Source organism: Flavobacterium niveum (assembly GCF_055231775.1).
Window position 1 is genome coordinate 556,204 of the sequence record NZ_JBUYSX010000002.1, and the last position, 19,176, is coordinate 575,379.

A 19,176-nucleotide genomic window follows, 5' to 3' on the forward strand; every position below is an offset into this window, starting at 1 on the left:
ATTTTTTAAAATTTAATTACAACAACAGCTTGTTTTATATCGCCATAAGGTATCTCTGCCTTTTTGGCTACATTTTCTTTTCCTTTACCTATTTTTTTAGGTTCGCGGGCAGTCCATTCCAGTATGGCGGCTTCATCTGTAGCGTCTGTTAATTCAGCTTCAATTTCGCCGTCCTGTGTGGTTACTTTAATAGTGCGGCCCACATTCTTTTTGTATTGCCTTGGCAGCTTTAGCGGGCTTGCAGCACCGGCTGATGCCACCTCAAGGGCAAAATCTTCTTCTTCCCTGTTCAGGTTGTGCTCTACAGCGCGGCTCATGTCTATGCAGTCTTGCAGGGTAACACCGTTATCGCCGTCTATAGTAAGGTTTATCTTATTGTCTGCACCCACTGTAAGGTCTATCAAAAAAAGGTGGGGGCGTTCCTCTAACGCGGTTTGCACAAGGGCGGCCACTTTGTCTTTTAATGCCATAACTTGTATAAAAAGAGGGGACTGATTGTCCCCTCATTACTTATGATTTAGTAAATAACGGTGCAAATATACGAATAATTTTTATATCTTGAAAATCATTGGTTAATGTAAAATTAATTCTTACCTTTCACCTGTTTATATTAGCAACCAAAACATTTTTTTAACTGCATTCATTATGAAAAAAATTTTAGTACCGACAGATTTTTCTGACCATGCCGAGTACGCGCTTAAAGTAGCTGCTAAAGTAGCCCGCGAAAATGACGGCGAAATATTCCTGTTACACCTGCTGGATTTGCCAAGCCAGGAAAACGATGCCGTGGTGGCCGGTGCTGAAGTGCCAGAAATTGCTTTCTTCCTTAAAAAAGCCCACGAAAGGTTTGACGATGTAAAATCTGCCGAATACCTTGACGACCTTACAGTAACCGATGCTATATTGTTTGATAAGGCTTTTGAAGGTATTATAAAAACTGCTAAAAAACACGATATAGACCTTATAGTTATGGGATCTCACGGTGCCAGCGGCTTTAAGGAAATGTTTATAGGTTCTAACACCGAAAAGGTGGTAAGGACTTCAGATATTCCGGTGCTGGTTATTAAAAAAGAAGAGGCAGACTTTAACCCTACAAACTTTGTGTTTGCGTCTAACTTCTCTGCCGAAATTAAAAAACCATTTGCACAGGTAGTAGATTTTGCAAACAGCTTTAAGGCGAAACTGCACCTGCTGTATGTAAATACACCGAGTGATTTTAAATCGACCCACGCTGCCGAAAAAATCATCAACGATTTTGCTGCCGGCTTTACTATAGAAAACGGCTTTACCGTAAACATTTACAATGATGTTAATGTAGAAAAAGGCATACTGCACTTTAGCAACAGTATTAATGCCGACCTTGTAGGTATGTGTACACACGGCCGCCAGGGGCTTGCCCACTTCTTTAACGGAAGCATAAGCGAAGACCTTGTAAACCACGCAGTACGCCCGGTGGTTACCTTTAAGATATAATATTAATAGCTATATTTTATATTGAAAACCCCGCCATTGGCGGGGTTTTGTGTTTTTTTCTTCTTCCATGTGCTTCGCCAGTTCGGGTATGCCCTCGGGACGACCGCAGCGCAGCGGAGACATCTTTGGGTAGAAAAATCCTCGCCAAGCCGCAAAGACGTGTCCGCACAACAGCTCCGGGAGGGGGAACAGCTTCACTCGAACCCGAATCTCTCTGCGTTCTTCTTTACATTCCGCAGGAATGCTCCGTGTTCTTCAAAGAATGTTGATTAAAAACTTTGCGCTTCCTTTGGCAACTTTGGTTAATAACTTCTCTGTGTATCTCTGTGCCTGCTCTGAGAATCTCTGTGTTACAATTCCTCGCAAAGGCGCCAAGCCGCAAAGACGTGTCCGCACAACAGCTCCGGGAGTAGAACAGCTTTACTCGAACCCGAATCTCTCTGCGTTCTTCTCCACATTCCGCAGGAATGCTCTGTGTACTTAAAAGGGTGTTGTGTAAAAATTGGGAAACTTTACGAAATAGCTTTCTCTGTGTAGCTCTGTGATTTCTCCGTGAAACTCTGTGTTACTTAACATACGAGTAAGCCCTGAAAACTGCGACTGAAAACTACTTATGTTTCTTCAACGCCTCCGTTACTTTCTGGGCTACGGTTTCGTTGAGTTTTTTGGTTTTCATTTCCAGGATTTCGGTTTTTATGTCCAGTTCGTTAGACCTGCGGCGCATTTCCAGCAGCTGCATTACCTGGCGCGATAGTATTTGCAGTGCTTCCAGCTGCTCGTCGGTAAGTTTGCGGGGTACTACGTCAATCACGCAAAACGAACCCAGGCCATAACCGTTTTCGGTTTTTAGCGGTATTCCCGCATAGAAAATTACATTAGGTGCGCCGGTAACCAGTGGATTGTCCTTAAAACGGTCATCCAGGCGCGAATCTTCTACAATAAAAGGCTTATCAGGGGTTACAATAGCATGCGAACAGAACGAGTGCTGCCTGTGCGTTTCCTCAGCATCAAGGCCCTGTGCCGATTTAAACCATTGGCGGTCTTTATCTACAAGGCTTATAAGTGCCATGGGTACATTGCATATTATTGCTGCAAGGCGGGTAATATCATCATAGGCCTGCTCCGGGAGGGTATCAAGTATGCCATACTTACGCAACTCTTTAATGCGTTTTTCATCATATTCTCCCGAAAGCCCGTGATATTTTGTACTCATATTTCAAACGTAGTAAAAAATATGCGAAAAAAATAAATTTTTTGTCAATTTTATGCATGCATCGCTTTTTGCTGAAGCGGCTTTACCACCTCATTCAGCGAAAGCGGTATGCGGCATCGCCTGTTGCATCCGTAGCGGTGTACGGGGCTGCACGAAGCCATTACAGTAAGCAGGGTAACAACAACTAAAACACGGTTCCTCTTCAGTATCTTTTTCATATCAGATGTTTATAATTGCACAATATTATGCAAACGGAATGCCAAATTATTGTTTAACACTGTGTTAAAGTTTTTCTATGCGATACTGCTGTCTTCCACCTGAAGTGATTTCAGCTGTTCTAAATAGGTGCGTTCGTTACTCAGGCGGGGTATCTTGTGCTGGCCGCCCAGCTTGTCCTGTTCCTTTAGCCAGTCGTAAAATAACTTAGGCCGTGCCACATTAAGTACCAGCTTGTTCAGCGTCATGTTGTTATAACGCTTGGCCTCATAGTCGCTGTTTACACCCTGTAATGCTACATCCAGCGCCTCACGGAAATGTTCGGCATCCTGAGGTTGCGCCTTAAATTCTATAATCCATTCGTGTGCGCCTTTTTCCTTGCCTTCCATAAAAATAGGGGCTACGGTATAGTCCAGTACTTCGGCTCCGGTTAGTTCGCAGGCTTTGGCAAGCGCTTTATCGGTGTTTTCTACCATAAGCTCCTCGCCAAATACGTTAATATGGTGCTTGGTACGCCCCGTAATGCGTATGCGGTAAGGGCTAAGGCTGGTAAAGCGTACGGTATCGCCCACCATATAGCGCCATAGTCCTGCATTGGTGGTTATTACCACGGCGTAGTTTTTATTCAATTCTACCTCGCTCAGCGGGATAACGCGTTGCCTGTCGGTACCAAAGGTATCCATCGGGATAAACTCATAGAAGATGCCATAGTCCAGCATCAGCAGCAGGTCGTTGCTGTAGTTGCTGTCCTGTATGGCAAAGAACCCTTCAGACGCGTTGTATATTTCGTAGTATTTAAAATCACCTTTCGGGATGATGTTGTGGTACTGCATACGGTACGGCTCAAAGCTCACCCCGCCGTGGAAATATACTTCAAGGTTGGGCCAGACTTCCAGCAGGTTTTCCTTGCCTGTGGTTTCCATAATGCGGTTCAGCAGCACCATCATCCAGCTGGGTACGCCCGCAAAGCTGGTCACATTTTCATTTATCGTTTCGTTTACTATCGCGGTAAGCTTGGTTTCCCATTCGCCCATAAGCGAAGTTTTATTGCTCGGTGTACTGCTAAACTCCGCCCAAAATGGCATGTTGTCTATCAGTATGGCCGAGAGGTCTCCAAAAATACTGTTGTTGTCTTCATACAGCTGCTTGCTGCCGCCCAGGCGCAGGCTTTTCCCGGTAAACAGTTGCGACTCCTCATTGTTGTTCAGGTACAGGCACAGCATGTCCTTCCCGGCCTTATAGTGGCAGTCCTCAAGCGCCTCGGGGCTTACGGGTATAAATTTGCTCTTGGCATTGGTGGTTCCGCTGCTTTTGGCAAACCATTTTATATAGGTGGGCCAAAACACATTTTGTTCGCCACGGCGGGTTTGCTCTATAAGCGGCTCCAGGTCTTCGTAGGTGCTTACGGGAATTCTTTCGGCAAAAGCACGGTAACTGTTTATGGATGCAAAGTCGTATTTTATACCGAGGAGGGTATCTTTTGCGGTGTCTAAAAGGTTGTGGAGCAGTTCTTCCTGTACTTCGTTAGGGTACTTAAGGAACAGTTCCATGTCGTGTATACGCTTTTTAAGTATCCACGAAGCAATAGAGTTTACAATTGGCAATGCCATATTTTTATATCTTTATTGCATTAAAAATAGTAAATTTTTCCATGCAATACGAAGGCGTTCTTACAAAAATGCAAACCGAGCCGGGCAGCCCCATACAATATTACCTGGTTTTTGACGACGGTTTTATACATGTTAACCAGCTGCTGGGCCAGTCTTTTGAAATCAATTTTACAGGGTATCAGTGCCTTAATTGCGGCAAGAAGAAGAAAATATGGCGCCAGGGTTTCTGCTACGATTGTTTTTACAGCAGCCCGGCTGTGGGCGACTGGATTATGCGCCCTGAGCTGAGCACCGCCCACCTTGGCGTAGCCGACCGCGACCTGGAGTACGAAAGCCGAGTGCAGCTGCAACCCCATGTGGTGTACCTGGCCTGTAGCAGTGATATGAAAGTGGGCGTGACGCGCAAAACACAGGTGCCTACCCGCTGGATAGACCAGGGAGCCAGTTTTGCAATCCCACTGGTAGAGGTGCCGAACCGCTACCTGGCTGGCGTAACGGAAGTAGCCCTGAAAGGCCATTATTCCGATAAGATAAACTGGAAGAAGATGCTGACGAATGAGGTAACGCCGTTTGACCTGGTAGCAATGCGTAACAGTGCCAAAAGCCTGCTACCTGCCGAAACAGCGGAGTTTTTCGACAGCACACCCGAACAACTGTATACACTGGATTACCCGGTATTGCAATACCCTAAAAAAATTAGCAGCCTTAACCTGAGTACCACGCCAAACTATAGTGGTACGCTTACAGGCATAAAAGGGCAGTACCTTATATTTGAAGACGGCACCGTGCTGAATGTACGCAGCTACGAAGGTTTTACCGTGCGTATTGCGGTTTAGGAGGGGTTTTACCACTGTGTTTCTTCCGTGTTTTTTACCACAAGGGGCACAAAGTTTTTTCACGGGGTACACGAAGGTGAACCTGGCCGCCGTAGGCGGAAGTTCACAAAGCAGGTACGTAAGGCCTTGTTAACTTGGTGAAAAAACTTTGTGCCCCTTGTGGTAAAAAACCATCGCGTTAAAGACGTCGAAATAAAAAAAGGGCTGCCTTAAAAGCAGCCCTACGTGTTACTCAAAATTTAAACCTTCAGTTGTAAAAAACAAAAGTGTTTACAGGCTTTTGCATTTCGGGGTTAACCGGCAAAAACCGTATCGTTAAAGCTGTGTTGCCTAAAAATATTTAGATACCGTTTCTTTATAAGTATCGCCCACAGGTATTACAAAGTCCTCAATTTGTATGGTTTTGTTGTACAGGCTTTTTACCTTATTCATCGGTATAATATACGAGCGGTGTACCCTCAGAAAGTCAGGTTGCGGCAGCTTCTCCATAATCGCTTTCATAGACATACGGGCGGTTATAGGCGTTTTGCCCTTTATGTGTACGCGGATGTAATCGTCCAGGCCTTCAATTAGCAGTATGTCTTCGTAGCCTATGCGGTGCAGCTTATAATCGGCACGAAGCAGCAGGTGGTTGTCGGCCCCTTTGCTTTCCCTGCGGTTGCGGTATTCCTTACTGGCTTTATCGGCTGCGGTTATAAAACGCTCCTGCGAAAAAGGCTTCAGCAGGTAGTCGATGGCATTTACATTAAAACCCTCTACCGCATATTCGCTATACGCCGTGGTGAAGATAACCATGGTTTCGGGCTTCAGCATTTTGTAAAACTCCAGCCCGTTTTTGCCCGGCATCTGTATGTCCAGGAACAGCAGGTCTACCGGGTTCTTTTCCAGGTAGGCCAGTGCCTCATCGGTCTTGGTAAAGGTTTTGCAAAGCTCTATGTAATCTACATTGCTGCAAAAATGGCTTACTACCTTTAGTGCCAGCGGCTCGTCGTCTATAGCTATGGCTTTTATCATACCAGTAACAGTATAAGTTTTACTTCAAATGTATCGGGGTTGTCGTGTATTGTAAGGCTGTGCTTATCAGGGTACAGGAACTGCAGCCTTTTTCGGGTGTTTTCCAGCCCGTGCCCGCTGCTTTCCTCTTCAGGTATTTTCAGGTTAACCTTATTGTTCTTTACGTAGAGCGACAGTTGGTTCTCGTCTATATCCACCGCAATTTCTATCACCGCTTCTTTCTCAGGGTTCAGCCCGTACTTAAAAGCGTTTTCTATAAACGGTATCAGCAGCAATGGCGATATCTGTTTGCCGGTGGCATCACCGCGTACCTTCAGGCTGAAGGCAGTGTTTTCGTCCATGCGGAGCTGTTGCAGGCTGATGTAGTTTTTTATGTAGTTGATTTCGCTTTGCAGCGCCACATGCTCGCGGCTGCTTTCGGTAACCACATAGCGCATCATGCCCGACAGTTTCAGTATGGCTTCGGCTGCACTGTCACTTTTTTCAAGGGCCAGCGCATACAGGCTGTTTAGCGTATTGAACAAGAAATGCGGGTTTATCTGGGCACGCAGGTAGCTAACCTCGGTTTTCAGCTTTTCGCTTTCTATGTCGGCCAGGCGTTTGTTTATACGTAGCAGGAATGATAGTGAAAGTGCCAAAAGGAACTGCAACGACCCGCCAAAGAAAAACGGCCTGAAGAACATCCGGTTTGGGCCGGGATTGTAGAAACCGTTGCCGCCGGGTGGAGGCGGCATGTCCTGTGGCATAGTGCGTGGCATCATTTCCGGTCGCGGGCGGAACATGTTGTGCATTTGCTCGCGGGCTTCGGGTACCAGGGCATCGGGCAGCCATGAGATAATTACAAACGCTGCGATGAGTATGCCGAAGAATAATACATACCGGCGGGTAAAATACAGCCGTGGTATAAGGTAGGCGTAATTGGCATAAAAAAAGCCGAGCAGCAAAAACTGTGTAAGGAAACTCCTTCTAAAAGGGGCAATGTTTATCAGCCCGCCATTGTTGCGCAGGTCGGGTGAAAGCAGCACCGGGATACTCAGGAAGAGCAGGCAGCCCAAAAGGTGCAGTATGTAATTTTGATATTTCTTAGCCATTTTATTCCTCTGCTTGTGTAAAGGTAGTACTTAACCATGAAAAATAACCTGATATGCGGTGAAGTACGTGTTTTTATAGGTTAATATTTTTGTGATACTAAATGCATTTCAGCTATAAATATGTTATTTTTGATGGTTAAATTTTTTGCAATAGTTGAAGAAAATTATCTGTATAGCGGTGCTGTTGTCTGTAATGCCCCTTTTTGCACAAAAGGAGGCAAACAACTGGTATTTCGGCTGGAATGCAGGTATACACTTTAACGACAACGGAACGGTATCGGCGCTGGCCGGCGGGCAGATGACTACTAACGAGGGATGTAGCTCCATAAGCGATTCCGATGGTAACCTGCTCTTTTATACCGATGGCCGCACCGTGTGGGACCGTAACCACATAATAATGCCGAATGGTAACTACTTTGGCGGTACAGGGCTGTTTGGCGACCCGTCGAGTACGCAGTCGGCTATCATCATCCCGAAAAAGAACAACCCGAACATTTACTATATTTTTACCGTAGACGAACCGCACCACCAGAATGCTGCGGTATACCCGGACCAGTTTACCGGGACTTACGACGAACCAAACGGGCAGCAATCCATACCCGCTGCCGATGACGGGTTTAACAACGGATTTAATTATTCGGTGGTAGACTTGTCAATAGTTGGTGCAAACGGCAGCCTGGGGGATATTACCAGCCGTAATGTGCCATTGGTTACCTACGACCCTGCAGACACAGAACAGATAAAGTATAAATGCTCTGAAAAAGTTACCGCAGTAAAAAACAGTACTGATTCGGGTTACTGGGTAATAACCCACTTTATGAGCCAGTTTTATGCTTTTGCAGTAGATGAAAATGGCGTAAATACCACCCCGGTGGTTACTACCATAGTACCGTCTGTATCTACTGCCGGGTACCGCCGCAATGCTATTGGCTGTATAAAAGCTTCACCTTCGGGCAAATACATCGCCATAGCGCACCAGCAACGTGGTTTTGTAACCGGCGGTGCTGAAAATAACGGTGCGGTGTACCTGTATGATTTTGATGATGCTACAGGCCAGTTGTCTAATGCAAACCTTATATTGCAGGATACGCGCCCATATGGTATAGAGTTTTCTGCACAGGAAAAGAAGTTGTATGTATCATCACAGGATGTGCAGGGTGACGGACAGGTTTGGCAGTACAACCTTGAAAGTATAGATATAGCATCTTCTGCAATAATGGTAGGAAGCGGCAATACAGGCACCACACTGCAACTGGGGCCAAACGGAAAAATTTATAAAGCCATAAACGGTCAAAATAGCCTGGATGTAATAAACAATCCTGAAAATGACGGTGCCGACTGTAATTATATTAATGCCGGTGTTACCCTTACAACGGGTTCTACAGCGGTGTTTGGGTTGCCGCCGTTTATAGCATCTATTTTTTCGGCGCGTATTGTCTCTACGGCTACCTGCCTGGGGCAGCCTACAGAATTTAGCCTGTATGTAAACAAGGTGTTCAATTCGGTGGTGTGGAACTTTGGCGATGGCACTTCCTCAATAGAAGACGCGCCCGAGCACCAGTATGCCGCCACCGGAACGTATAATGTAACGGCCACCATAACCCATACAGACGGAACCGACGTAGTTTTATCTAACGTTACGGTTACCTCGCCGCCTGTAGCCTATGCTGCGCCAGATATGGTATTGTGTGGCATAGATGATTCCGGCCAGATGAGTTTTACCCTAAGTAATAATACCGCTGCTGTAAGGGGGAGCCAGAGTGCTGCCAACTACACGGTGTATTATTACGCATCTCAGGATGATGCCAATAACAACCACAACCCGCTTAATCCAAACGCGTATACTAATACCACCAATCCGCAAACTGTTTATGTGCGTGTGGTGAATAATAACAATACGGGCTGTTTTGCTACGAGTTCGTTTGAATTAATGGTTTCCGATGGGCCAAGCCTAACCTCTGACACCTATGCCGTATGCGATACCGATGCCGACGGCAGCAATACAAACGGTATGTACAGTTTTACTTTGGCCGAAGTAACAACAGGATTAGGGGTAGGAAGTGGTTTTTCTGTAAACTGGTATGCTAATGCTGCCAATGCCAATGCCCAGCTAAGCCCATTGCCTGCAAGCTATTATACTGCCGATACCGTGGTATACCTGCGTATGCAAAGCATAGCCAACCCAAGCTGCTTTTATGTGGAGCCAATAACCCTGTTGGTGCAGCCGCTGCCACCTATAGCGTTTAACGCCGCGTTGGAGCAATGCGACCCACAGATTAACCCTGACGGCATTACGCAGTTTAACCTTGCACAGGCCGATGCGTTGTTTATGAACCCGAACAACAATAATGTAACCGTAAGTTATTACGCTAACGCCACTGATGCTGCCGGTGCTGTTAATGCATTGCCTGTTACCTATACAAATACTACTGCTTATACCCAGCAGGTAGCTGTGCGTGCCGAAAACACGCTTACAAACTGCTACCGTATATCGCAGCTTACGCTAAATGTAAATACTACCCAATATCCGCTTGTTACCCTTAACGAATGTGATGATGATGGTACAGAAGATGGTTTTGCCGAATTTAACCTTGCCGCTGCAGGGTATGAAGACGGTGTAAACACGGTGTCGTATTACCTTACCGAGGCCGATGCCCTGTTGGAACAAAACCGCGTAGCTTCTGCGTTTACCAATACGGTGCAGGGTGGGCAGCCCATATTTGCACGTATTGAAAATAACAATGCCTGCCTTGCCATAGCGCCGATTCAGCTGGTGCTGCATCCGCTTCCGCCGATAGAAGCCACAGGTGATGGATTGGTATGCCTTAATACCAAAGACCTTATTACCCTCGAAGCCGGTCTGGTGGGTACTGCCTACAGTTTTTTGTGGAGCACAGGCCAAACCACGCATTTCATCCAGGTGAACACGCCGGGGACCTACACTGTTGCGGTGACTGATGTGGCCACGGGATGCCAAAAGGTGCGCACGTTTACCGTAACCGCCAGCAATGTGGCGGCAATAGATGCTGTTGAGGTGCAGGACCTGAATGATAATAACACGGTAACCATTGTTGCTTCGCCATTGGGAGGTATACAAACCACATATTTGTATAGCCTGGATAACCCGAACGGCCCGTGGCAGGAAACCCCTTATTTTGAGCATGTGTCCGGCGGGGTGCATACGGTGTATGTTTACGATACACAGGGCTGCGGCATTACCGACAAAAGGGTAGGGGTGCTCAATATTCCCAACTACTTTACTCCCAATGCAGACGGTACCCACGATGAATGGTATATACCGGGACTTGTTGGGGAAAATTATTCGGGAAGCATGGTGTATATTTTCGACAGGTATGGCAAATTGCTGGTTTCGCTTACACCAAAGGATAAGTGGGACGGTACATACAACGGTACCCCAATGCTGTCTTCCGATTACTGGTACCTGCTGAACCTTCCTGACGGGCGTACCATACGCGGGCATTTTAGCCTGCTGAGGTAGTTTTCTGCGGTTTAAACATCCCTCTCAATACATCGTATGGACGCATCTTGGCGACTTGGCGGCTTTGCGAGAGATTTTACCACAAGGTTCACAAAGGCCTTCACAAAGTACACAAAGCACATAAATTATACACAACACGGACACAAAGGCTTTCCTTTGGAAAGCTGAAAAGTACGTGAAGTAACTTGTGTCCAGATGATACTTGAAAAGGTTAGGGGTATGTTATAACAATTGAGACAAATAAAAAAGGGCGCCCCGGTCAGGGCGCCCTTCATATATCTGAAATATTTCTCTGATTAGTACTTGATAAACTGTAGTGTTTGGCTGTTGTTGCTTCCGCTAAGTTTCACAAAGTAAACACCGTTTGCATAGGCTGCAATGTTTACTGCCTGCCTGCCTGCTGTAACCGCGCCGCTGCCCATTACCTGGCCAAGGCTGTTGTATATGGTATAGCTATCCGGTATATTAGCCATATTAGCAGGTACCTCAAGGTTAATGCTGGTGTTAGCCGGGTTAGGGAACAGCCTTATGCTGCTCAGCTTGTGGTCGTCTATACCGGTTATAGGCTCCAGTATACCAAAGCTCACAGTTTCGCCTGCACCGTAGTTACCACCGGTGGCTATTTCCACATCTTCGGCAGTTTTTATCAGGTAGTAGCCTTCACCTTCTTCGCAGCAAATACCGTCGCTGTATTCGTCAACTATAGTAAAGGTGTAGCATACGTTTGGCTCCACGGTAATGGTGTGTACGTCAAGGTAGTTGTCCTCATAAGGCCCGCCTGTTAGCGAGTAACCGTTGCTGCCGGTAAATGTCCAGGTTATTTCATCGCCCCAGTCATCCGCCTGTATGGTAAGGGTAATTGTTTCGGTAGTCACAGTTTGTGGCTCCACAATGCTGAATGACCTTGACCTTGTATCGTTTAGTGCTGTCTGGTCTTCGCCACCGTTAACGGTAATAATGTTTACGTTAAGCGTGTGGTCTCCGGCTGCACCCTCCATAGGTATTTCTATCTGGGTTTCTTCGCCCGGTGCCAGTGTGCCTGTCCAGTTATACGTTAGCGGGGTACCGTCTACCACATAATTTATAGCGGCAGCGGTAAGCGTGTTGTTACCTGCGTTAGCCAGGCCGAGGCGTATGGTATAGTTAGTACTGCACCCTGCAATATCTACCCCGTTAATGTTTAACGAACCGTCATTATCGTAAGTAATACCCGGTTGGCAGCCAAGTGATGTGCCCAGTGAAGACCTGCGTGGCGAGTTTTGAAGTACTGCCTGCATACGCAGCTTTTGGTCCTGGGTAAAAATGTTCTGGCACATATCGTCGGTGTAGTCCATGTAGTTTTCTATCATGTCCAGGCCATCGCTGTCAGGGCAGCTGTCGGTACCGGCTGCACAGCCACTATTGGCGTCAGCAGCTTCCGGAGTGTCTGCACAATAGTCGTCTACGGTACAGTCGCCATCGCCCCAAATATGCCTAAGGCCAAGGAAGTGGCCTATTTCGTGTGTGGTAGTACGGCCCAGGTCTTTGGTAGGGTCATAGGTGCCTTCAGGGTATATTTGGTGCGAACCAAAGTACATGCTGCCTATTACTACGCCGTCGGCATCTTCGTCAGGGTCAAGGCCGTCAAGCCCGTCCAGTCCCGACATAGTAGGGAAAGTAGCATACCCTGCAAGCGGCAATTGGAAACCAAATACCTCAAGGTAAACATCCTTTACCACCCATATGTTCAGGTATTGCTCAGGATCCCAAATGGTAGCCGGTTTTATCTGGGTGTCCATTTCGTTCATTTCAAAGCCGTTAGTGTCGCCCATGTTGTAGCGTACTATACCGCTTGTGGCAAGGCCGTTCGGGTCGCGCTTTGCAAGGCAAAACTGAATTTCGGCATCAGCGCCAACCGGGTTGTCGTTCCAGCCGTTAGTGCCTTCCTGGCGGCTGTAATCCTGGTTAAGTACCGTAATTTGCGATTCTATTTGTTCTACGCTTAGGTTTTCGCCCGTTCCTACAGCGTCGCCGTCGTGTATAACGTGTACCACGACAGGGATAGTAACCACAGTGTTAGTGTTCAGTGCAGATTTAGCCGAAGCATTGTGTGCTTTAATATTGGCTACTTTGCCGGCAATCCAGTTTTCAAATTGCTGGTCGTTATGCTTTCCGTTTGTTTCGGCATTAATGCGGTCAGTGTGTACCGTAGTACCACAATGGTTAGCATAGTTAGGTATGGTTCTGTGCTTTACCTTGGTTTCTTTTTGTTGCGCAGCAGCGCCCAGAGTTAAAAAACCGGAAGCCATAACCATCCATGAACGTAAGGTAATGTTCTTCATGGTGATTGGTAATTATTGATTATAAAAGTTTTATCAGGTCCCCGCTGCAAATATCTGCCATTATTTGTAAATGCCAAATTTTGTAAGAAAAAAAAATAAAAAAAGCCCCACTAAAATGTGCAGCTTCAGTATATTATGTAGTAATTATTTATTTTTTAAATAGAGGCAAGGTGGTTTTGCATCATAGTTTCCTCTATGGCATCCCAAAGGGCTATGCGTTTTTCCAGCGCCTTAACCGAAATTTCCTCCACTTCACGCCACTTTTCAGGGTCGTTAGCACACAGTTCGGTAACCATTTGCATCGCCATTGGGCCATGCTCATCGCCGTCAAGCTCTATATGCCTTTCGAAGTAATAGATAAGCTTGCTGAGGTCGGCCTCAGGGAAGTTTGCCTCAAAGTTACGCAGTATCTCGGTAAACATGCCCGGTATAAGGTCTTCGCGGCCAAAGGTAAATGCGGCGGCAATTTCGTGCGGTTTGCCCTCGTCTATTACCCTGAAGGTAAAATCAAGGAACTGCTTTATATTGCTGTGCAGCGGGCTTTTCTTTATCGATACAAATATGTTTTGTGTTGCTTCCACATCGGCCAAAAAACTGTCAATGGCAGTAACATCGGCACCGCTGGCCAGCATGGCATCACGGTACATTTCAAAGTGGCTTTGCCTTTTACCGTCAATATTAATGTCGGTTTCTTCGGCAAGTACTATTTCGTTAATCAGGTAACGTATTTCGGGGTTACCCACCGGCAGCCACGGCACGGTAGTGCAGGTAAGTTTGGCCTGTAATGCCTTTAGCAGCGACATAAAATCCCATACGGCATACACATGCCCTTCAAGGAAATAACGCAGGTCTTCCACCGTTTTTACCCTTTCGTACAGCGGATGGTTTAACAGCTTTTCCCTTTGGGGGGCCAGGGCGCTGTTTATCGTAGTAATGTTCATAGCACCTGTTTTTAAAATACAAACAAATTTACTTCAGGCAATTTTATGCTGTTTAGCTTTGCCATTGTATTTATTAATACAAAGATAATGCCTGATTATGGTATCATTATATTAAATGAACGCCAAAATTCACAAATTATTTGTCATATTATCCTAATCTATTTACGAAATCGTTAACTATAAGGTTTTTGTTGATAAGTATTTTAAGATAACGGCAATAGTTGCTTAACACAAATTTTAACTTTTATTGTTCATTTGGTTTTTATAAGTTTATGGGTATTACAGACTTACCAATTTATAGCCAATTATGAAACATTATTTTACCGGCGCAGCATTACCCATAGTGCTGCTCGCCACAGCCTGCTCACCCGAGCGGGAAAACATTTCTCAAAGCGATACACAGGCAAAAGTTTCCTGGCATGTAGTAGGCCAGCCCATACCTAAGGGCAAACTGGTGTATAAGATGACCGAAAAAGGCAGGGCTGATTATTCGCTTGCCGAAATGGAGCAAATGTACCGTGAGGATATAGCTACTGCTGAGCCTGCTTATGATGAACCGCTACGCCATGTGTGGATACAGCATATTTTCGGGCGGTTGTATTTTAGTGGTTCCGATGCCGACAAGCTGGCTTTCCTGCAACACCAGGCCGATGATGCCCAGCCGCTGTTAGCCGATTATGACAGCGTATACCATCTGCTCTACCAGTGCAGTGATTTTACTGCTAAAGACGAACTTACGGCATTAGCCGACAGCATTGCCGGGAAAAATGAAAAGCAGATTGCCGCGCTGAAGCTTACCGATGCACCTCGTGCCGAGCGTTATACCCGCAGCCTGGAGTTGGCTAAGCGTAATTTTACCGTGCTGATGAGTGCCGAAAGTAAAATTTAAAATATACGCTTATGAAGAATTTTGTTGTAATGCTGGCAGTGCTTTGCATAACGATTACAGGCTGCACTGCTGACCAGGCCGCTGTTTCTTCTGCTGAAACAGAACAGTGGGATGCCCTGAAAATTCCGCAGGATAAACACATTTGCACCGTTTATAGTGACTATAAGAGTTATAATGTGGCGCAGTTGCAAAGGATGTACAAGCAGGATATGGTTGCCGCTGAAAGTGCATATTCCGTTGTGCTTACTGGTATGTGGTATGATGTTATTTGTGCCCGAATAGGCGAAACGTATAACAACAAACGGAAGCTGGCCTTTTTACAGCAGGAAGCTAATAGGGATGGATTGGTGCCGGGGTTTGGGGCCTACTACCACCTGTTGTCTACCTGTAAAGATTTTGTTGCTGCGGACGAACTTAATGCTATGGCAGATGCAGTATACAACAAAAGTAAAGCGGTTATAGATAACAGCACTGATGAAAAAAGTAAACATGATTTAATGCTGAGCCTTAACTATTCTATGCGTATTTATACCAGGCTTGTAAGCGTTAAAACTATAAATCAGGCGAAATAGTTAGCATTTTGCCTAATGCCATAAATAACGAATCCCGCTCACTGAGCGGGATTGTTGTTTTATAAAAAGAGTGTGCTAATTAAGCAAGCGCAACCCTTTTGAAACCTGTAACTACAAGAGCAGCATCTACAGACTTAACATACTGGCTTACGCTCAGTTTGCTGTCTTTAATGAAATCCTGGTTTACAAGAGTGTTATCTTTAAAGAAACGGCCAAGTTTACCTTTAGCAATGTTTTCAAGCATAGCTTCCGGCTTACCTTCCTGACGAAGTTGGTCTTTAGCGATTTCTATTTCTTTTTCTACAACAGCAGCGTCTACACCTTCTTCGTTAAGTGCAAGCGGAGCCATAGCAGCAGCCTGCATAGCTACGTTACGTGCAGCTTCTTCAGCGCCTTCTACGTTAGCAGAAAGGCTTACAAGTGTAGCGATACGGTTACCGGCGTGGATGTAAGAACCTACAAAAGCACCTTCAAGTTTTTCGAATGAACCGATTTCAATCTTTTCACCGATAACACCTGTTTGCTCAGTAAGTTTTTCACCTACAGTGATGCCTTCATAAGGCTTGGCAAGAAGCTCCTCAAGAGAAGCGCTTTCAAGAGCAAGGGCAGCAAAATCGTTAGCCAGTTTAAGGAAAGATTCGTTTTTACCTACGAAGTCAGTTTCACAGTTTAGTGAAACAACCACACCGGCAGTTTTGTCAGCGTTTACAACAGCTATAACAGCACCTTCTGTAGATTCGCGGTCAGCCCTGTTAGCAGCAACTTTTTGTCCTTTTTTACGAAGGATTTCAATTGCTTTTTCAAAATCGCCTTCAGCTTCTACAAGTGCTTTTTTGCAGTCCATCATACCGGCACCGGTAGTCTGGCGTAGTTTATTTACGTCTGCAGCAGTAATATTTGCCATTTTGTATGTTGTTTTTTATTTGATGTTTTGTTAAAAAAAATTAAAGCCGTTATACAGATAATGCCACAAAAGTAAACACTACCCCGCACAACGGCTTTACTGTAATGTTAATTTTTACTCTTCTGAAGTAGTTGCAGGAGCCTCAGCTACTACAGTTTCTTCGTTTGCAGTTTCAGCTGCAGGAAGGTCCTGTAGGTCTTCTTTGTCAGACTTGCGGTCAGCAAGGCCTTCAACGATAGCACCAGTTACCAGAGAAAGTACTTTTTCTATTGATTTAGAAGCATCATCATTTGCAGGGATTACATAATCAACCTGACGTGGGTCAGAGTTGGTATCAACCATTGCGAAAACCGGAATGTTTAATTTTTGAGCTTCTTTTACTGCGATGTGTTCAGCCTTAATATCTACAACAAACAGGGCGGCAGGAAGCCTTGTCATGTCTGCAATAGAACCAAGGTTTTTCTCAAGCTTAGCACGCAGACGGTCAACTTGTAGGCGCTCTTTCTTAGAAAGCGTGTTGAATGTACCGTCTTTCTTCATTTTATCGATAGAAGCCATTTTCTTAACAGCTTTACGGATAGTAACGAAGTTAGTAAGCATACCACCTGGCCACCTTTCGGTGATGAATGGCATGTTAGCCGTTGTAGCTTTTTCAGCTACAATGTCTTTAGCTTGTTTTTTTGTGGCTACGAAAAGGATTTTTCGGCCAGATGCAGCGATTTTTTTAAGGGCTTCGTTAGCCTCATCTATTTTAGCTGCAGTTTTATACAGGTTGATAATGTGTATGCCATTACGCTCCATGTATATATAAGGGGCCATGTTAGGGTCCCATTTCCTGGTCATGTGCCCAAAGTGAACACCTGCTTCCAGTAATTCTTTTACATCTACTTTGTTTGCCATTTTTGTAATAGTTTACGTTCTGTTGAGTAAGCGCAATGTGTTTTCTGGATTTAAAGATTGAAAATTTAAAGATTTAAACATTCATTCCTCAATATCGTCAACCCATTTAGATGCTAAACTAACCCCTCGCCTCAGCGGGGCAACAACAACATGGTTTCTTTTTTAAAATCAATAATCTTTCCCTTCAGTGCTTTCAGTCCCTTCGATAAGCTCAGGATGACTGACGCAATCAGGATGCGGATAATATTAACGTTTAGAGAACTGGAATCTCTTACGGGCTTTCTTCTGGCCGAATTTCTTACGTTCTACCATACGAGGATCCCTTGTAAGTAGTCCTTCCGGTTTAAGTACAAGCCTGTTTTCAGCATCTACCTCGCACATAGCGCGGGCAATAGCCATACGTACAGCTTCAGCTTGTCCTGTAACACCACCACCGTATACGTTTACTTTTACGTCAAAGTTTTCTACGTTGTTAGTCATAGAAAGTGGCTGACGCACTTTGTACTGTAGTGTAGCGGTAGGGAAATATACCTCAAGCTCTTTTTTGTTAACCGTGATTTTTCCTGAACCTGCGGTTAGGTAAACACGGGCAACAGCAGTTTTCCTCCTGCCAATTTTGTGGATTGTCGCCATCTTACTTTAGGTCGTTTAAGTTAACGGTTTTAGGAGTCTGGGCCGCATGTTTGTGGTCAGGTCCTACATATACATTCAGGTTGCGGAAAAGCTGGGCACCAAGTTTGTTCTTAGGCAGCATTCCTTTAACAGCTTTTTCTACAAGGATAGCAGGGTTCTTAGCCATTACATTCTTTGCAGTAAGCGTCCTTTGTCCTCCTGGGTAACCGGTATGACGGATGTACGTCTTATCTTCCAGTTTGTTACCTGTAAGGTTGATTTTGTCTGCGTTGATAACAATTACGTTATCACCACAGTCCACGTGCGGAGTATAATTGGTCTTGTATTTGCCCCTTAAAAGCATCGCAACTTTTGAAGCAAAACGTCCCAGATTATGCCCTTCAGCATCAACAACTATCCACTCTTTTTGTGCAGTGGCTTTGTTTGCAGAAACTGTTTTGTAGCTTAATGTGTTCACAGTAAATTATTTTAATTAAACATTCCATCCCCAATAAAGGGAGTGCAAAAGTACAATTATTTATGTGAAATACAAATATGTGGCAAAAAGATTTGCTGACAAGATGTTTTTAACGGAATGACAGGTAAGGAGATATGTATTTGCTGCAATTAGAATTGTTTTGTTTTCTAACTTTGTGAAAAAACCGATGCCAATCAATTTTTTAGATAATACAGAAAAGGAGCCGTTTTTTGAGCGTGCTGAAGTGAAAGCCATCTGTTTTGTTGTGTTTATCGTTCCATTCTTCTTTTATGTGATGTACATGAGCAGTGAGCCAAAAATGATTGAGCAATTCGTTGACAATTTTAAAAAAGAAGAAATAATTGGCGTGGTAAATGAAAAAGCATTGGACTCTGCAAACAGGAATGATCCTTTTTTTCGAGTTTACCGCCGTAAATATTATCCAATTCAGCCTATGTGGGATAAAATAAGTGTGGGGGATTCTATTTATAAAGTAAAAAACAGGAATGATTTTCACATCATAAAAAAAGATACTGTAATTATTATATATGCTGAGGAAGTGAAAAAATATCTTGATAGCCTCTATGCTAATGATTAAATGTAAGCG

The 19,176-nt window shown here is 44.9% G+C and carries 18 protein-coding genes; 6 read left to right on the forward strand and 12 right to left on the reverse strand.

What is annotated here, in order from left to right:
- Positions 1 to 5: 5 nt before the first annotated feature.
- Positions 6 to 470, reverse strand: coding sequence for a ribosome assembly cofactor RimP (gene rimP, locus ACZIX4_RS07885; protein WP_463335076.1), 465 nt, complete (start codon positions 468 to 470; stop codon positions 6 to 8).
- Positions 471 to 645: 175 nt separating this feature from the next.
- Here rimP and ACZIX4_RS07890 point away from each other — a divergent pair, with 175 nt between their 5' ends.
- Complete coding sequence (locus ACZIX4_RS07890) at positions 646 to 1,473, forward strand: universal stress protein (protein ID WP_463335077.1); 828 nt, start codon at positions 646 to 648, stop codon at positions 1,471 to 1,473.
- Between the two features lie 607 nt (positions 1,474 to 2,080).
- On the opposite strand, the gene ACZIX4_RS07895 is transcribed toward ACZIX4_RS07890, so the two are convergent.
- From ACZIX4_RS07895 to ACZIX4_RS07905, 3 genes are all read right to left on the reverse strand, one after another.
- A complete protein-coding gene (locus tag ACZIX4_RS07895; RefSeq protein WP_463335078.1) occupies positions 2,081 to 2,686 on the reverse strand; it encodes a GAF domain-containing protein in 606 nt (201 codons plus the stop codon).
- A 50-nt stretch (positions 2,687 to 2,736) separates the two neighbouring features.
- Positions 2,737 to 2,904, reverse strand: a complete 168-nt coding sequence (locus ACZIX4_RS07900; RefSeq protein WP_463335079.1) for a hypothetical protein — start codon at positions 2,902 to 2,904, stop codon at positions 2,737 to 2,739.
- A gap of 75 nt (positions 2,905 to 2,979) precedes the next feature.
- On the reverse strand, positions 2,980 to 4,512 hold the full coding sequence (locus ACZIX4_RS07905; protein WP_463335080.1) for a GH3 auxin-responsive promoter family protein: 1,533 nt from the start codon (positions 4,510 to 4,512) through the stop codon (positions 2,980 to 2,982).
- 41 nt (positions 4,513 to 4,553) lie between these two features.
- On the opposite strand from ACZIX4_RS07905, the gene ACZIX4_RS07910 reads away from it, so the two are divergent.
- A complete protein-coding gene (locus tag ACZIX4_RS07910; RefSeq protein ID WP_463335081.1) occupies positions 4,554 to 5,348 on the forward strand; it encodes a DUF2797 domain-containing protein in 795 nt (264 codons plus the stop codon).
- Positions 5,349 to 5,678: 330 nt separating this feature from the next.
- On the opposite strand, the gene ACZIX4_RS07915 is transcribed toward ACZIX4_RS07910, so the two are convergent.
- On the reverse strand, positions 5,679 to 6,362 hold the full coding sequence (locus tag ACZIX4_RS07915; protein ID WP_463335082.1) for a LytR/AlgR family response regulator transcription factor: 684 nt from the start codon (positions 6,360 to 6,362) through the stop codon (positions 5,679 to 5,681).
- The gene (locus tag ACZIX4_RS07920; protein ID WP_463335083.1) at positions 6,359 to 7,453 is read right to left on the reverse strand and encodes a sensor histidine kinase; all 1,095 of its coding nucleotides are present in this window, start codon (positions 7,451 to 7,453) and stop codon (positions 6,359 to 6,361) included. The genes ACZIX4_RS07915 and ACZIX4_RS07920 overlap by 4 nt, the downstream gene beginning before the upstream one ends.
- Before the next feature lie 154 nt (positions 7,454 to 7,607).
- Here ACZIX4_RS07920 and ACZIX4_RS07925 point away from each other — a divergent pair, with 154 nt between their 5' ends.
- Complete coding sequence (locus tag ACZIX4_RS07925) at positions 7,608 to 10,952, forward strand: T9SS type B sorting domain-containing protein (protein WP_463335084.1); 3,345 nt, start codon at positions 7,608 to 7,610, stop codon at positions 10,950 to 10,952.
- A 296-nt stretch (positions 10,953 to 11,248) separates the two neighbouring features.
- On the opposite strand, the gene ACZIX4_RS07930 is transcribed toward ACZIX4_RS07925, so the two are convergent.
- The gene (locus ACZIX4_RS07930; RefSeq protein WP_463335085.1) at positions 11,249 to 13,273 is read right to left on the reverse strand and encodes a M43 family zinc metalloprotease; all 2,025 of its coding nucleotides are present in this window, start codon (positions 13,271 to 13,273) and stop codon (positions 11,249 to 11,251) included.
- Positions 13,274 to 13,428: 155 nt separating this feature from the next.
- A complete protein-coding gene (locus ACZIX4_RS07935; RefSeq protein WP_463335086.1) occupies positions 13,429 to 14,214 on the reverse strand; it encodes a DUF3050 domain-containing protein in 786 nt (261 codons plus the stop codon).
- Between the two features lie 307 nt (positions 14,215 to 14,521).
- Between ACZIX4_RS07935 and ACZIX4_RS07940 the strand changes: the two genes are divergently transcribed.
- On the forward strand, positions 14,522 to 15,103 hold the full coding sequence (locus ACZIX4_RS07940) for a hypothetical protein (protein WP_463335087.1): 582 nt from the start codon (positions 14,522 to 14,524) through the stop codon (positions 15,101 to 15,103).
- A gap of 11 nt (positions 15,104 to 15,114) precedes the next feature.
- A complete protein-coding gene (locus tag ACZIX4_RS07945) occupies positions 15,115 to 15,675 on the forward strand; it encodes a hypothetical protein (protein WP_463335088.1) in 561 nt (186 codons plus the stop codon).
- Positions 15,676 to 15,754: 79 nt separating this feature from the next.
- Here the strand turns inward: ACZIX4_RS07945 and tsf are convergent, their stop codons facing one another.
- The 4 genes from tsf to rplM all read right to left on the reverse strand — a co-directional run bounded on the left by tsf (position 15,755) and on the right by rplM (position 18,569).
- Positions 15,755 to 16,579, reverse strand: coding sequence for a translation elongation factor Ts (gene tsf / locus ACZIX4_RS07950; protein ID WP_463335089.1), 825 nt, complete (start codon positions 16,577 to 16,579; stop codon positions 15,755 to 15,757).
- Between the two features lie 114 nt (positions 16,580 to 16,693).
- Positions 16,694 to 17,479, reverse strand: coding sequence for a 30S ribosomal protein S2 (gene rpsB, locus ACZIX4_RS07955; protein WP_411408348.1), 786 nt, complete (start codon positions 17,477 to 17,479; stop codon positions 16,694 to 16,696).
- Positions 17,480 to 17,725: 246 nt separating this feature from the next.
- Positions 17,726 to 18,112: a 30S ribosomal protein S9 gene (rpsI, locus tag ACZIX4_RS07960; protein WP_463335090.1), complete on the reverse strand. Its 387-nt coding sequence runs from the start codon at positions 18,110 to 18,112 to the stop codon at positions 17,726 to 17,728.
- 1 nt (position 18,113) lies between these two features.
- Positions 18,114 to 18,569, reverse strand: coding sequence for a 50S ribosomal protein L13 (rplM, locus tag ACZIX4_RS07965; RefSeq protein WP_463335091.1), 456 nt, complete (start codon positions 18,567 to 18,569; stop codon positions 18,114 to 18,116).
- Positions 18,570 to 18,744: 175 nt separating this feature from the next.
- Here rplM and ACZIX4_RS07970 point away from each other — a divergent pair, with 175 nt between their 5' ends.
- The gene (locus tag ACZIX4_RS07970; RefSeq protein WP_463335092.1) at positions 18,745 to 19,167 is read left to right on the forward strand and encodes a hypothetical protein; all 423 of its coding nucleotides are present in this window, start codon (positions 18,745 to 18,747) and stop codon (positions 19,165 to 19,167) included.
- Positions 19,168 to 19,176: the final 9 nt, after the last annotated feature.